This window comes from Stenotrophomonas acidaminiphila (assembly GCA_002951995.1).
Lineage (GTDB): Bacteria > Pseudomonadota > Gammaproteobacteria > Xanthomonadales > Xanthomonadaceae > Stenotrophomonas > Stenotrophomonas acidaminiphila_A.
Genome location: CP019797.1, coordinates 3,310,162 through 3,325,349, shown reverse-complemented (window position 1 = coordinate 3,325,349; position 15,188 = coordinate 3,310,162). Strand labels below are relative to the sequence as shown.

The 15,188-nt window shown below is 69.6% G+C and carries 11 protein-coding genes and 1 pseudogene; 6 read left to right on the top strand and 6 right to left on the bottom strand.

All coding sequences use genetic code 11. The features are described 5' to 3' along the window. Positions 1-146: 146 nt before the first annotated feature. Positions 147-1,193 carry a cyclic nucleotide-binding protein gene (locus B1L07_14880; GenBank protein AUZ56159.1) on the top strand — a complete coding sequence of 349 codons (1,047 nt, stop codon included), beginning with the start codon at positions 147-149 and terminating at the stop codon, positions 1,191-1,193. 1 nt (position 1,194) lies between these two features. Further along, on the top strand, positions 1,195-3,771 hold the full coding sequence (locus B1L07_14875; GenBank protein AUZ56158.1) for a hypothetical protein: 2,577 nt from the start codon (positions 1,195-1,197) through the stop codon (positions 3,769-3,771). Here the strand turns inward: B1L07_14875 and B1L07_14870 are convergent. Continuing rightward, entirely contained in the window at positions 3,712-4,014 is a 303-nt protein-coding gene (locus B1L07_14870) for a hypothetical protein (protein AUZ56157.1), read from the bottom strand. The two genes, B1L07_14875 and B1L07_14870, sit on opposite strands and share 60 nt — an antisense overlap. Before the next feature lie 116 nt (positions 4,015-4,130). Here B1L07_14870 and B1L07_14865 point away from each other — a divergent pair, with 116 nt between their 5' ends. Beyond that, a complete protein-coding gene (locus tag B1L07_14865) occupies positions 4,131-5,309 on the top strand; it encodes a putative peptide maturation dehydrogenase (protein ID AUZ56628.1) in 1,179 nt (392 codons plus the stop codon). 25 nt (positions 5,310-5,334) lie between these two features. Here B1L07_14865 and B1L07_14860 read toward each other — a convergent pair whose 3' ends face one another. The 3 genes and pseudogenes from B1L07_14860 to B1L07_14850 form a co-directional block, all read right to left on the bottom strand. After that, positions 5,335-7,308 (bottom strand): 3-methylcrotonyl-CoA carboxylase, encoded by a 1,974-nt coding sequence (locus B1L07_14860; protein AUZ56627.1) that lies wholly within the window; start codon positions 7,306-7,308, stop codon positions 5,335-5,337. Between the two features lie 373 nt (positions 7,309-7,681). After that, a pseudogene (locus B1L07_14855) lies at positions 7,682-9,291 on the bottom strand (methylcrotonoyl-CoA carboxylase). Positions 9,292-9,440: 149 nt separating this feature from the next. Beyond that, a complete protein-coding gene (locus B1L07_14850) occupies positions 9,441-10,604 on the bottom strand; it encodes an acyl-CoA dehydrogenase (protein AUZ56156.1) in 1,164 nt (387 codons plus the stop codon). 142 nt (positions 10,605-10,746) lie between these two features. Between B1L07_14850 and B1L07_14845 the strand changes: the two genes are divergently transcribed. The 3 genes from B1L07_14845 (at position 10,747) to B1L07_14835 (ending at position 13,806) form a co-directional block, all read left to right on the top strand. Continuing rightward, entirely contained in the window at positions 10,747-11,373 is a 627-nt protein-coding gene (locus tag B1L07_14845) for a TetR family transcriptional regulator (GenBank protein AUZ56155.1), read from the top strand. A 108-nt stretch (positions 11,374-11,481) separates the two neighbouring features. Next, on the top strand, positions 11,482-12,003 hold the full coding sequence (locus B1L07_14840) for a cytochrome c5 family protein (protein AUZ56154.1): 522 nt from the start codon (positions 11,482-11,484) through the stop codon (positions 12,001-12,003). Between the two features lie 75 nt (positions 12,004-12,078). Continuing rightward, a complete protein-coding gene (locus B1L07_14835; protein AUZ56153.1) occupies positions 12,079-13,806 on the top strand; it encodes an endonuclease in 1,728 nt (575 codons plus the stop codon). A 48-nt stretch (positions 13,807-13,854) separates the two neighbouring features. Here the strand turns inward: B1L07_14835 and B1L07_14830 are convergent, their stop codons facing one another. Together B1L07_14830 and B1L07_14825 are read right to left on the bottom strand one after the other, a co-directional pair. Further along, positions 13,855-14,226: a hypothetical protein gene (locus B1L07_14830; protein AUZ56152.1), complete on the bottom strand. Its 372-nt coding sequence runs from the start codon at positions 14,224-14,226 to the stop codon at positions 13,855-13,857. 75 nt (positions 14,227-14,301) lie between these two features. Continuing rightward, positions 14,302-15,165 carry a hypothetical protein gene (locus B1L07_14825; GenBank protein ID AUZ56151.1) on the bottom strand — a complete coding sequence of 288 codons (864 nt, stop codon included), beginning with the start codon at positions 15,163-15,165 and terminating at the stop codon, positions 14,302-14,304. Between the last annotated feature and the right edge of the window lie 23 nt (positions 15,166-15,188).

Here is a 15,188-nt window from a genome sequence, read left to right as displayed (position 1 = left end):
ATGGTGTTGGGGCGGCCGCGACGGCCGCCCTTGTTCTTGGCCGGCTGAATGGGGCTCATGCCGGTTTCCGGCATCGTCCGCGCCGGGTGGCGGTGCTATCCTTCCGCGCTAGCCCCTGGGGACGGAGGGGCGGTGGGGCTGAGGGAATGACCAGCGACAATGCTGCAATCATGGCCGATGATCGCGAGCTGGGCGTCGCCCATATGGCGATGGCCGAAATCGTGCATCCGGTCCTGTCGCCCGACGAGTTCGCGCTGTTCTCGCGGTTCGGCCGGCAGCGCGAGATCGCCGCCGGCGAGGTGCTGTTCCGCCGTGGCGATTCCGGTGATGCCATGTTCGTCATCGTCAGCGGCATCGTCGACCTCAACTTCGGCGAGGACCTGGTGGTCAAGTACCTGGGCCCGGGCGAGTTCTTCGGCGAGCTGGGCCTGCTGATCGGCGACCATCGCCGCGGCGCCGATGCCCGCGCCGCGACGGAACTGTCCCTGCTCGAACTCGGGCACCCCGATTTCCAGAAGCTGGTGGACCACGACCCCGGCCGCGTCGCGTTCTTCCTGCGCCGCACGATCATGCGCGTGGTCTCCAACGAACAGATGCTGATCCGGCAGCTGCGTCGCCGCAACCACGACCTGGAAGCGGCGCTGGACAACCTCTACACCACCACGCACCAGCTCAACCACACCGAGGAACTGGTGCGGACCGACGAGCTGACCGGCCTGCACAACCGCCGCGGGCTGACCCTTTACCTGCAGGAATGCCGGCAGCCGTCGCGGATCCCCCCGCAGGGGCTGCTGCTGATCGACTGCGACCGCTTCAAGTGCATCAACGACGAGCACGGCCACCTGGTCGGCGACCGCGTGCTGCAGGCGGTCGCCAACATCCTGCGCTCGGTGGTGCAGCCCGGCGGCCTGGCCTGCCGCCTGGGCGGCGACGAGTTCTGCCTGCTGGTGCACGAGGCCGATGCCGCGGCGCTCGAGCACGTGGCCGGCTTCATCCTGCACGCCGTGCATGGCCTGCTGGAACGTTCGCAGCCGGTGCCGCGCGTCTGCCCGGTGAGCATCGGCGCCTGCCTGCTCGACCCGGCGCGCGACTGGAACGACTGGTACGCCCATGCCGACAGCGCCCTGTACGAGGCCAAGCGGCGTGGCGGCAACCGGCTGCAATGGCCGGTGGACTGGCTGGGAGCCGGCTGACATGCAGCAGGCGCCCGCCACCCCCGACACGGATCCCGCGGCGGAAGCGCCGGCCCCCCGCGTGCACACGCTGCTGCTGACCGACCTGTGCGATTCGGTGGCACTGGTGGAGCGGCTCGGCGACACCGCGGCCGCGGAACTGTTCCAGGAGCACGACCGGCTGGTACTGCGCCTGCAGCAGCAGTGGAAGGGGCGCATGATCGACCGCTCCGACGGCCTGCTGCTGTTGTTCGAGCGCCCGGTCAACGGCCTCGGCTTCGCCCTGGATTACCGGCAGGGCCTGGAGCAGCTGGGCAAATTGCGCGGCATCGACCTGCAGGCGCGCACCGGCATGCACGTCGGCGAGGTGCTGACCTGGCACAACAGCGTCGAGGCGGTGCAGGCCGGCGCCAAGCCGCTGGAGGTCGAGGGGCTGGCCAAGCCACTGGCGGCGCGCCTGATGGCGCTGGCGCGGCCCGGGCAGATCCTGCTCTCGGCGGTGGCCGAATCGCTGGCGCACCGCTCCGCGCGCGAGCTGGGCGCGCGCAGTGGGCACCTGCTGTGGAAGTCGCATGGCCGCTGGCACTTCAAGGGCGTGCCGACCACCCAGGAAGTGTTCGAGGTCGGCGAGCCGGGGTTCGCGCCGCTGCGCACGCCGCGCAGCACGCCCAAGGCGTGGCGCGACCTGCCGTTCTGGCGGCGTCCGATGGCGCTGGTGGCGGAGGCGGCGCTGCTGGCGGCGCTGTGCGTGGGCGCCTGGTTCTTCATGCGCCCGGAGCCGGCCATCGCTTTCGCCGAGCGCGACTGGGTGGTGATGGGCGACCTGCGCAACCTGACCGGCAATGCCCTGCTGGATGATTCGATTGCGCAGGCCTTCCGCATCAGCCTGGAGCAGTCGCGCTACATCAATGTCCTCAGCGACATGACCGTTGGCGACACGCTGACGAGGATGAGGAAGACCACGGGCACGCGCATCGACCGGACCATTGGTAGCGAGATCGCGGTCCGCGATGGCGCCCGTGCCCTCGTGCTGCCTACCCTGGCCGAGGTCGGGGGGCGGTTGAGGGTGACCGTGGAGGTCGTCGATCCGCAGAGCCGGGCGACCGTCTATGTGCTGAGTCGGGATGTAAGGCAGGTTGACGGGCTGCTGGCAACGATTGACAGCGTCGCGCAGGAGGTGCGCGACCGTCTGGGCGAATCGTCAGAAGCGATCCGGCAGATGTCGCAACCTCTACCCGAGGTCACCACCGGCAGCCTCGATGCATTGAAAATGTATGCACTGGGTGTCAGGGCATACAACAGCCGCCGCATGGAAGATGCCCGCGCGCTTTTCCAGAAGGCAGTGGACATCGATCCGGAGTTCGCGCTGGCGCTCGTCGGCATCATGCGTACGTACATGTCGCAAGGAGAAGCAGAGAAAGCGGAGTCTTATCTGCGTAGGGCCGCCGCGCTTCGCAACCACCTGTCGGTGCGCGACCGGTTGTACGTGGAAGCGTGGGAGGCGGAATTCGAGCCTCATCCGTCGCGTAACGCGCCGGCCAAATGGCGGTTGCTGGCTGAGGTCTATCCGGATATCGCGGCCGCGCAGCAGAACTATGCCTGGGCCGAGTACGTGAAAGGGAACCTGGACGAAGCGCTGGCAGCGGCTGGCATCGCGGCAGCTTCGAAGGAGCCGTTGCGCTATGTCTCCCGAGAGCTGATGGGCCGGATCCAGTTGGCCAAAGGCGAGCACGACGCCGCGATCCGCAGCTTCGTGGAATCCGAGAAGATCTCCGGCGCGCCGCCCAACCGGCGGCATGCGTCCGCATTGGCTGCAACAGGAAAGGTGCGGGAGGCATTGCGCGTGCTGGAGGCATGCGCGGAGCGCGAGCCTTCCGATGCCCTGGTCCACGTGGAATGGACGGCCGTGTTGCTCGCTGCAGGTCAGGCCGGCAAGGCGCTGCGGGTCGCGGAGGATGGCGTCGCCAAGGCGGCATCCAACAACGATGTCCTGCGCGTGCCATTGCGCCTGGGCGCACTGGTGGCCCGCTATCAGTCGGGAGGTGCGCCCTCTCCCTCCGAAATCACCCGGTTGCTCGGCGATGCCATGCGGGCGGCTGATGCCGCAGGCGCTGGTGAGATGGACGACTTGGTCGCTATCGCGCTAGCGGCTGCCCGCTTGAAGCAGCGGTTCCAGGGACAAGCGCTGGACACCGAAGATGAGCGTCGTCTTGCCACATTGGTTGAGCGCTCAGGCCATCCGAGGAGCGAGGCGTTGCTCGAGATAATTTTCGCCGATCAGTGGCGCTTGCGCGGAAACCCGATGCGAACAGTGCAGCAGTTGCATGCTACCGCTAATGGCAGTGGCTTCATCCAGTGGCACGTGGCGATGCGCGACGCGCTGCAGGCGTTGGGGAACAGGGAGGGAAGCCGGCAGGAGCAGCGGTGGCTCGCCGGGCACCCGGGCTTGGCCTACAGCGATCCGCTTGGCGCGCAGGCGTTCGTGGTTATGAATGTGTCGGAGACGATCGCGGCGGATGCCGCGATCGCCGGTGTTGCCTCAGTCGTTGAAGCAGAAAACGATGGTGTGGGCAGCCTCGGAGGTCAGATTCTGCAATAGCTGTTCGCGTGCGGCCTGGATGGCCTCCTTGCTGGCCAGCGTCGTGACGCGCATGCAGCTGTCGCCACAAAGGGCCTGGGCGGCCTGCGCAGGAGACAGTCCTGCCTGGATCAGGGCCTGTTCCGGATCGCGAGCGAAAAGATCGCGGAAGGCGTCGTCTTCCGACAGCAGATCAAGCAGGTGCGCGGCCATTTCCTGGCTGAGCGGTGGATGTGCGGCATTGTCGCCTTGGTTGGTACTCATGGGTCCCCTGTGGTTTCTCCCGTTTGGATCCGGGAGATTCGCTGCAGAGCATACATTCGAAAGGCGTCCGTTGATCAAATGCCCCGCAGGTCGAGTCCTGCGGGCGGGGAGTGAAGGTGAGAGTACGTCGATGCGGTGCCCTGGTCCTGGAGCCGAACGAGATTTCATCGCTGGATATCGGCGATCTGCTGGCCGGAGGCGATGGGTTGCGGACCCGCGTCGAGATCCGGGTATGGGCGGCCCACCTGGATGAGTACCGGTTGGTAAGTCCTGAGCAGGCCCTGTGGTTGCTCCAGTGCAGCGCCCAGCGCTGGCAGGCGCTACCCGCGGACGCCGAGTCCAGGTCGTTGGTGCTCTCGCTGCTTGAAATGCAGTTGCTGATGGCAGAGGAAACGACTGCGGAGCCCTGTGACGGGCGCACCCTGCGGCGCGCGCCAGACCATGGCAACTGGTGGCCGCTGGCGGCAATCCATCACCGCCATTCGCGTTGGCAAGGCGTCGACAGCGTGGCCGACATGGAAAGGAACCAGCTGGTGACGGCCGAAGACCTGCACCGCCGGCTAGGCGAGCCCCCACCGGCGGTACCGGATCACTCCCTGACGGCGGGGCGGGTCGATCTTCCTGAGGTTCCCGCCAGTGGGCTGGAGCTACTTGGAAGAATGCGGGTGACCTGCCGCAACTTCGATCCAGGCCGGGCCATGTCCATGGAGCAGCTTTCAGCCATCCTGCAGCAGACGTTCCGCGTCCATGGACAAGTCGAGCCCGCACCTGGCCTGGTGTTCCTGAAGAAGAACGTGCCTTCCGCCGGTGGCCTGCATCCGCTGGATGCGTGCCTGCTGATACAGCGGGTGGAAGGCCTCGACCCTGGCCTCTATCACTATCATCCGCTGCGTCATGCGCTGGCGCCGGTGGATGCCGGCCGCTTCGACCCCGGCATGGCCGGGCGGTTCCTGGCGGGCCAGCACTGGTTCGACAATGCGGCCGTGCTGGTCATCCTGGTCTGTCGCTTCGAACGCAGTCTCTGGAAGTACCGCAACCACCGCAAGGTCTACCGGGCGATGATGCTCGACGCCGGCCATGCCTCGCAGGCGCTGTACATGGCCGCCACCGAATGTGGGCTGGGCGCCTTCGTGACCTCCGCGATCAATGAGGTCGACATCGAAAAGACGCTTTCGCTCGACCCCATGAAGGCCGGCCCGCTGGCCATCTTCGGCATGGGATGGCGCGCGGCGGCGAGAGCGGTCGCCGAACTGGATCCGCTCGCCCGTGTCTGGCCTGCCCCAGGTGACGCCTGAGCGGTTTCGCGCGGGCTGGAGCTGATCAGCCCGCCTCGAAATCCACCAGCACCGCGCCGTCGCCCACCTGGTCGCCGCCGCGCACGCGGTAGCCGTTGACCACGCCGTCGGCCGGCGCCTGCAGGGTGTGTTCCATCTTCATCGCTTCCATCACCAGCAGCGCGGTGCCGCGGGTGACCCTGCTGCCCGGCTCGACCAGCAGCGCAATGACCCGGCCGGGCATTGGCGCCAGCAGGCTGCCACCGTGGTCGCTGCCCGCGTCGGCCTCGGCGACCGGATCGTGCACGGTGAAGCGGCGCTGGCCGCCTTCGCCGAAGAGGTAGAGCGCATTGCCGTCGTGCAGGACGTCGCCGCGGTACAGGCGGCCGCCGGCCTGCAGGGCGTAGCTCGCTCCGTCCACCTTGCCGTCGACCCGCAGCGGATCGCCGTCGCCGCCGTGGACCTGCCAGCCGCCGGCGTCGCGGCGTACCCGCAGCGTGCGCTGCTGCTGCAGGTATTCCAGCGTGACCGCGCGCGCGGCCGGGCCGGTCAGGCGCCAGCCGTCGGCGATGGACCAGGCAGACGCATCGGCCGGCGTTGCGGCGCCTGACCCGCTGGCGAGTACCGCGGCCACGGCCCAGTCGGCGTCGCTCGCGGCGTGCTGGGCGATGTCCAGCGCGTCGCGTTCGCGCTCGATCAACGCGGTGTCGAGATCGGCATGGCGGAAGGAGGCGGTTGCTACCAGCCGATGCAGGAACGCGGCATTGGTGGTGACGCCGGCCACTTGGCAGCGCGCCAGTGCGCGCCGCATGCGCAGCAGGGCACGGTCGCGGTCCTCGTCCCAGACGATCAGCTTGGCGATCATCGGGTCGTAGTACGGGGTAATGGCATCGCCCGGTTCGACCCCGGCGTCCACCCGCACGTGGGCATCGGGCGGCGGCAGGCGCAGGTGGCGCAGGGTGCCGGTGGAGGGCAGGAACCCACGGTCGGCATCCTCGGCGTACAGCCGCGCCTCGATGGCGTGGCCACGGATGACCAGCTGCGCCTGGGTCTTCGGCAGCGGCTGCCCGGCGGCCACGCGCAGTTGCCACTCCACCAGGTCGTTGCCGGTGATCATCTCGGTCACCGGGTGCTCGACCTGCAGGCGGGTGTTCATTTCCATGAACCAGAACTCGCCGGTAGGCGCGGCGATGAACTCCACCGTGCCCGCGCCGACGTAGCCGACCGCGCGCGCGGCATCGGTGGCGGCCTTGCCCATTGCCGCGCGGCGCTCGGGCGTCATGCCCGGCGCGGGGGCTTCTTCCAGCACCTTCTGGTGGCGGCGCTGCACCGAGCAATCGCGCTCGAACAGGTGTACGACGTTGCCATGGCTGTCGCCGAACACCTGGATCTCGATGTGCCGCGGCCGTTCGATGTACTTCTCCACCAGCACGTGCGCGTTGCCGAACGCGGACTGCGCCTCGCGCTGGCAGCTGGCCAGGGCGGCGTCGAAATCCGCGCTGGCCTCGACCTTGCGCATGCCCTTGCCGCCGCCACCGGCGCTGGCCTTGATCAGCACCGGGTAGCCGATGGCGTCGGCCTGCGCGCGCAGGAACGCCGGTTCCTGGCGGTCGCCGTGGTAGCCGGGCGTCAGAGGCACGCCGGCCTGCTGCATCAGCGCCTTGGCCGCACTCTTGTCGCCCATCGCGTCGATCGCACTGGCCGGTGGGCCGATGAAGACGATGCCGGCCTCGGCGCAGGCGCGGGCGAAACCGGCGTTCTCGGACAGGAAGCCGTACCCGGGATGGATCGCCTGCGCGCCGGTGCGGCGCGCGGCGTCGAGGATGGCGTCGCCGCGCAGGTAGCTTTCCGCCGCCGGTGCCGGGCCGATGCGCACGGCCTCATCCGCCAGTCGGACGTGCCGCGCGTCGCGGTCCGCGTCCGAATACACCGCCACGGTGGCGATGCCCAGGCGGCGGCAGGTGGCGATGACGCGGCAGGCGATTTCGCCGCGGTTGGCGATCAGGATCTTGTCGAACATGGCGTATTCCATGACGTGCTGCGCGGTGGCGGCAGAAGGGGAAAAGCACCCGTGTGCAGGTTCCTGCGGTTGCTTCGGCCTGGGCGGTTGCGGTTGATCTTCAGGGTCCCCTTCCGCAGCGACGGAGCCGACGGTAGGAACCCGAAGGGCGGCGTGCATGGATGCACGTCGTTTTCCGACGAGACAGGGATGTCTCGTCGGAAAATTCCGGCGGCGCAGTGAATCCGGCGCGCAATGCGCGTCGGACGCGAAGGCAGGGCGTGTTTCTCTTGGTTAGCTTCTCTTTGCACGAGCAAAGAGAAGTAACTCGCTCCCCGAAGGGGAGCGAAAGCCCTTGCGCTTGTTTCCGCTGCAGGAACGTCGCGCATGCGAACTACATCCGGAACACGCCGAAGCGCGTGTCCTGCGCCGGCGCGTTGAGGCTGGCGGCCAGCGCCAGGCCGAGGATGCGGCGGGTGTCGGCCGGGTCGATCACCCCGTCGTCCCACAACCGCGCGCTGGCGTAGTACGGGTGGCCCTGGCGTTCGAACTGCTCGCGGATCGGCGCCTTGAACGCCTCCTCCTCGTCGGCCGGCCACTGCCCGCCCTTGCCCTCGATGCCGTCGCGCTTGACCGTGGCCAGCACGCTGGCGGCCTGTTCGCCGCCCATCACCCCGATGCGCGCGTTCGGCCACATCCACAGGAAATGCGGCGAATAGGCGCGGCCGCACATGCCGTAGTTGCCGGCGCCGAACGAGCCGCCGATCACCACCGTGTACTTGGGCACGCGCGCATTGGCCACCGCCATCACCAGCTTGGCGCCGTCCTTGGCGATGCCGCCGTGTTCGTATTTGCGGCCGACCATGAAGCCGGTGATGTTCTGCAGGAACAGCAGCGGGATCCCGCGCTGGCAGCACAGCTCGATGAAGTGCGCGCCCTTGAGCGCCGATTCGGAGAACAGGATGCCGTTGTTGGCGATCACGCCGACCGGGTGCCCATGCACGTGGGCGAAGCCGGTGACCAGGGTGTTGCCGTAGCGCGGCTTGAACTCGTCGAAGCGCGAGCCGTCGACGATGCGCATGATCACCTCGCGCACGTCATAGGGCTTGCGGGTGTCGCTGGGGATCACGCCATACAGTTCGCGCGCATCGAACAGCGGCGCGTCGGCGGGCTGCAGCGCGACGCGCGGCTCGGGCCTGCGCCAGTTGAGGCTGGCGATGATGGCGCGCACCCGCGCCAGCGCCTGCAGGTCGTTGTCGGCCATGTGGTCGGCGACGCCGGAAATGCGCGTGTGCACGTCGGCCCCGCCCAGTTCCTCGGCGCTGACCACTTCGCCGGTCGCCGCCTTCACCAGCGGCGGGCCGCCGAGGAAGATGGTGCCCTGTTCCTTGACGATCACCGTCTCGTCGCTCATCGCCGGCACATAGGCGCCGCCCGCGGTGCAGCTGCCCATCACGCAGGCGATCTGCGGAATGCCCTGCGCCGACAGGTTGGCCTGGTTGTAGAAGATGCGGCCGAAGTGGTCGCGGTCGGGGAACACCTCGTCCTGCAGCGGCAGGAACGCGCCCCGGAATCGACCAGGTAGATGCAGGGCAGGTGGTTCTGCTGCGCGATCTCCTGTGCGCGCAGGTGCTTCTTGACCGTCACCGGGTAGTAGGTGCCGCCCTTGACCGTGGCGTCGTTGGCGACGACCAGGCATTCCACGCCCTCGATGCGGCCGATGCCGGCGACCATGCCGGCGCCGGGCACCGGGTCGTCGTACATGCCGTGCGCGGCCAGCGGCGCGATCTCGAGGAACGCGCTGCCGGGGTCGAGCAGCGCGTCGATGCGCTCGCGCACCAGCAGCTTGCCGCGCGCGGTGTGCTTGGCCCGGGCCGCATCGCTGCCACCACGCGCGGTGCGTTCCAGGGTGGCGCGCAGGTCGTCGACCAGCGCCTGCATCGCCGCGCGGTTGGCTTCGAATGTCTCGCTGCCGGGCTGCAGCTGGGTTTTCAGTACGCTCATGGCAGTGGTTCCTGCGGTGGCCTGGGTGCCGTCGGTGGGGGCGTCCGAAGGGCGGGTGCGGGGCGCGCCGGGATCATGATGCGCGAACCCCGTCGATGCCGTTCACCTGCCAGCCCCCGGGGAGAGGTCCGGCGGTCGCCGGGCCTGGATCACGCGGTGCGCTGGAACAGCTCGCGCCCGATCAGCATGCGGCGGATTTCCGAAGTGCCGGCGCCGATCTCGTACAGCTTGGCGTCGCGCCACAGGCGCCCGGCCGGGTACTCGTTGATGTAGCCGTTGCCGCCGAGGATCTGGATCGCCTCGCCGGCGGCCCAGGTGGCCTTCTCGGCCGAGTACAGGATCGCGCCGGCCGCGTCCTGGCGGGTGGTGCGGCCCTGGTCGCAGGCCCTGGCCACCGCATACACGTACGCACGGCACGCGTTGAGGCCCACGTACATGTCCGCCAGCTTGGCCTGGATCAGCTGGAAAGTACCGATCGCCTCGCCGAACTGCCGGCGCTCGTGCACGTACGGCAGCACCACGTCCAGCGCCGCGGCCATCAGCCCGAGCGGGCCGCCGGACAGCACCACGCGTTCGTAGTCCAGGCCGGACATCAGCACCTTGACCCCACCGCCGACCTCGCCGAGCACGTTCTCCACCGGCACTTCGCAGTCCTGGAACACCAGCTCGCAGGTGTTGGACGCGCGCATGCCCAGCTTGTCCAGCTTCTGCGCGGTGGAGAATCCCTTCATGCCCTTCTCGACGATGAAGGCGGTGATGCCGCGCGACCCGGCCTCCGGGTCGGTCTTGGCGTAGACCACCAGCACGTCGGCATCCGGGCCGTTGGTGATCCACATCTTGTTGCCGTTGAGCACGTAGTGGTCGCCGCGCAGGTCGGCGCGCAGTTTCATCGACACCACGTCCGACCCCGCGCCCGGCTCGCTCATCGCCAGCGCGCCGACGTGCTCGCCGCTGCACAGCTTCGGCAGGTACCTGTGCTTCTGCGCCTCGCTGGCGTTCTTGCGCAGCTGGTTCAGGCACAGGTTGGAGTGCGCGCCGTAGGACAGGCCGATGCCGCCGGAGGCGCGCGAGATTTCCTCCATCGCCACCACGTGGGCGAGATACCCCATGCCGCTGCCGCCGTATTCTTCCTCCACGGTCATGCCGAGCAGGCCCTGCTCGCCCAGCTGGCGCCAGAGCGCATTGGGAAACTGGTTGCCGGCGTCGGCAGCGGCCGCCAGCGGCGCGATGTGCGCGGCGGCGAACTGGGCCACGCTCGCGCGCAGCATGTCGATCTCTTCGCCGAGATCGAAGGAAAGGGTGGGGACGTGCATGGGGGCGGCTCCGGTACGGCAGGACGGGTGGGCGCTCCGGGAGGGGGACGGGCGGACCGTCGGCACGGGCGTTTGCGCGCAGCCTAGCCGGTCTCCGTGAAAAAGTGAATACAAATTCAATAATTGAACCTAGAATCAGCCCATGGCCTACAAACGTTCGGAACTGATGGAAAAGCGCCTCGCCGGCAACCGCGAGGCGATCCTGGCCGCGGCCCGCCGGCTGGTCGCCGCCGGCGGCTACCGCAATGCGCCGGTCACCGCGGTGGCGGCCGAGGCCGGGGTATCCACCGGCCTGATCTATCGCCATTTCCCGTCCAAGGCCGACCTGTTCGTGGAAGTGCTCACCGCCGCGGTCGAGCATGAGCTGGACATCCTCTCGGCCATCGCCGACCAGCCGCAGCCGGCCGCGCTGCGCCTGCAGCAGGCGGTGGCCTCCTTCGTGCGCCGTGCACTGGCCGGGCCGGCGCTGGCCTATGCCTTCATCGCCGAACCGGTGGACCCGGAGGTCGAGGCCGAGCGCATCCGCTGTCGCCGCCTGTTCGGCGACGTGTTCAAACGCATCCTCGGCGACGGCGTGCGCAGTGGTGAGTTCCCGCCGCAGGACCTGGACGTGGGCGCGGCCTGCATCGTCGGTGCGTTCACCGAGGCACTGGTCGGCCCGACCGCGCCCAGCCGTGACGGACTGCGCGGTGGCGAGCCGCTGGTCGAGGCGATCGGGGCCCTGTGCCTGCGCGCGGCCGGTGCCGGCATCGGCGCGCAGCGCACCTGATCGCGGCCGGCCCCTGGCCACCGGTGCCCGTTGCCGGTGGGTGGGGGCGCTGGTCTATACTCCGCCGGTAGCTGTGGTCCACCGACTACTTGCCAGGGGTGTTGATACGTGCGGAATTACGACCTGCAGTTCCTGAAGCGCTTCTCCATCGTGATCGCCATCTTGGCTGTCGTCACGGTCGGGTTGATCATCTTCGCGTCGTTCCTGCAGCGCGCGATTCCCACCGAAGCATCCCCGCAGGCGGTCGCGCGCGTCGAGCAGCGCATCGCCCCGGCCGGCGCGGTCTACGCGGGCAGCACCGGCGCCGCGGCGCAGGCCGCGGCGGCCGAAGCCGCGGCAGCGCAGGCCGCGGCCGCGGGCGGCGCCTACGGCGGCACGCTCGATGGCAAGGTGATCTTCGACAAGCTGTGCACCGCGTGCCACCTGACCGGCGTGGGCATGGCGCCGACCCTGGACCATGCGCACTGGGACAAGCGCATCGCCCAAGGCAAGGAGACGCTCTACAAGCACGCCATCGAGGGCTATACCGGCCCCGACGGCGGGGTGATGCCGCCCAAGGGTGGCAACGCCGGCCTGAGCGACGAGCAGATCCACGCCACCGTCGACTGGATGCTGGCAAACCTGAAATAAAACGTGCCCATCATGGACACGCGGCGCCGCCCTCCCGGGCGGCGCTTTGCTTTCCGCCGTTCTGGAGTCCGCCCCATGCGCCATCTTCCCCCGCTGCTCGCCCTCTCGCTGTCCCTGGCCCTTGCGCCGCAGGCGCTCGCCCGGGGGCCGGCGGTCACCGCCATCGGCCAGGTGCAGGGCAGTGGCCCGCGCAGCCCGCTGGAAGGGCGCCAGGTCACCATCGAGGGGTTCGTCACCGCCGACCTGCGCGCCGGGCTCGGCGGCGTCTTCCTGCAGGATGCCGGCGATGGCGATCCGGCCACGTCCGATGCGCTGTTCGTGCAGCTGGACCCGGCGCGCGCGCTGCCCGCGGGGCAGTGGCTGCGTGTCACCGGCACGGTGCAGGAGCTGGCGGCCGGCAAGGGCGGCCAGACCCTGACCGCGCTGCAGGCCGAGACGCTGGCCGCGGCCCGTGCCCGCCCCGCGCCCGCGGTCACCGTGCTGGACGCCGTGCCCGCCAGCTGGGAAGCGCTGGAAGGGATGAAGGTGCGCATCACCGCACCGCTGACCCTGGCCGGGCAGGACCAGCTGGCGCGTCACGGCGAGCTGGCCGTGGCCTTCGACGGGCGGCTGTGGCAGCCGACCGAGTTGGCCGCCGCCGGCACCGCGGAGAACGCGGCGCTGGTAGCCGACAACGCGCGCCGCCGGCTGCGCCTGGACGACGGCAGCAGCCAGCGCGATCCGGGCCGCGTGTCCTACCTGCCCGAGGCCGCGCAGCTGCGCACCGGCATGGTGTTCCGCGGCGTCGAGGGCGTGGTCGACCAGCGCCATGACGGCGACTACCGCCTGCAGCTGACCGCCGCGCTGCCGGTGCCGGCGATCGAGCGGCCGCAGCCGCCGGTGGTGGCCGGCGCACTGCGCATCGCCGCGTTCAACCTGGAGAACTACTTCAACGGCGATGGCCACGGCGGCGGCTTCCCGACCCTGCGCGGCGCCAAGACGTTCGCGCAGTTCCAGGCGCAGCAGGCCAAGCTGGTCGCCACCATCCGCGGCCTCGACGCGGACGTGGCCGCGCTGATGGAACTGGAGAACGACGGCTACGGCCCGGACTCGGCGATCGCCGGGCTGGTGCGCGCACTCAACGAGGGGCAGGGCAAGGACCGCCACTGGGCGTTCGTCGACGCCGGCAAGGGGCCGGGCGACAACCCGATCCGCGTGGGCATCATCTACCGCGCCGCGCGGGTGGCGCCGGTGGGCAAGCCGGCGGTGCTGGAGCGCGAGCCGTTCGGCGAGCGCAGCCGGGTACCGCTGGCGCAGGCGTTCCGCATGGGCCGCAAGGGCCGGCCGTTCGTGGTCGTGGCCAACCATTTCAAATCCAAGGGCTGCAGCGAGGCCAGTGGCGCCGACGCCGACCAGAACGACGGCCAGGGCTGCTGGACTGCTACCCGGGTGGAATCGGCGCGCCTGCTGCACCAGTGGCTGCAGCGCGACCCGACCGGCAGTGGCAGCGCCGATGCGGTGTTGCTGGGTGACTTCAACGCCTATGCGATGGAAGCACCGATCCGCCAGCTGCAGGCCGATGGCTGGCGCGACGCGTTCAAGGTGGCCGGCGTGCCCCAGCCTTACAGCTACGTCTACAACGGCTTGACCGGGCGCCTGGACCACGCGCTGCTCAACCCGGGCATGGCGGCGCGGTTGAAGGGCGCGGCCGAATGGCACATCAACGCCGATGAAGCCGACGACGCCGGCTACCAGGGGCGCAACGTACCCGGCCCGTGGCGCAGCTCGGACCACGATCCGCTGCTGCTGGGCTTCGATCCCTGAGCCCGGGCGAAGCGGGCGCCGGTCCCATGCGCCTGGGGCCGGTGACCGTCAGTGCGCGTGCCGCCGCGCCGCGTTCCACAGGTGGGCGCTGGCCAGTGCCAGGCTGCCGGCGACGGTAAGCGGCGTTTCGGCCCGCGCGCCCAGCCCGCCGCACGCCCCGGCCAGCAGCAGTGCCAGCCCGGTGCCCGCCAGCAGCCACAGCGCGGCCGGCAGCGGGCGGTGGCGATGCGCGCGCCACAGCGCGTAGCTGGTCAGCGGCGCGGCGATCAGCACGAACAGCCCATGTACCCATTCGGCCTCGCTCCAGGTGCCGAACAGCGGCAGCAGCGCGGCCAGCAGCGGCAGCGCCAGGCAGTGCAGCAGGCACAGGCCGGACAGGGCGAGGGCGGAGACATCGAACAGGGCGGCGGCATGCTTCATCGGATCGGCTCTATTTGTTACAAAGTAACATAATGAGGCGGATCATCCCCCGGACAAGGAGGCCGTTCTGCAGGCTCAGCCCTGCGCGCCGCGCGCGATCAGCGCGATCGCCACCACCGCCAGGCCCAGACCCAGGCGGTTCCAGGCGCTGGTCTTCTCGCCGAAGGCCAGTACGCCGACCAGCGCACCCAGGCACACCACGCCGATGTTCATGCCGGCGAAGATGGTGGCCGGGCTGTGCGGCAACGCCTGGTGCGCGCGCACGTAGAACAGGATGTTGCCGAAGTTGATCGCGCCCAGCAGCAGGCCGAAGCCAAGGTTGCGCGCCTGCAGCCGCTGGCGGCCGCGGTAGTGGCGCAGCAGCTGCCAGCCCAGCATCAGCACGAAGGCGATGGCGAAGCTGGCCAGCAGCGCCGCGGTGGCCGGGGTGCCGGCCAGTGCCACCTGCTTGAGCAGGATGTCGATCAGCGCGAAGCCGGCCCATACCGCCAGCAGCCAGCGCCAGCTCGACGCCGTGCCGGCGCCGCGCTCGCCGCTGCGCGCACTCACGCCGACGATGGCCAACACGCCCAGCCCCAGCCCGGCCAGTTTCCAGCCATTGGCGTGTTCGCCGAACAGCACGAACGCCGCGCCCAGCGACAGCAGCAGCGACAGCCGCTGCGCGACGTCGCTGCGCACGATGCCGGCTTCGCGCACGGCGCGCGCCAGCACCAGGAAGATGCCCGGCAGCGCCAGCGCCAGGCCGAGCAGCGCCGGCCACGGCGCATGGCCGTCGCGCAGCGACTGCAGCGACGGCCTGAGCAGCAGCAGCGACAGCACGCTGGCCGCCAGGTAGTTCCAGGTCACGGCCTGGGCGATGTCGATGCCGCGCCGCGGCGCCAGCTTCAGCAGGACCGAGACCAGCACGCTGCAGATCACGCTCAGGATCAGGAAAGGCATTGCCGTCGCTACCGGGGATGGCG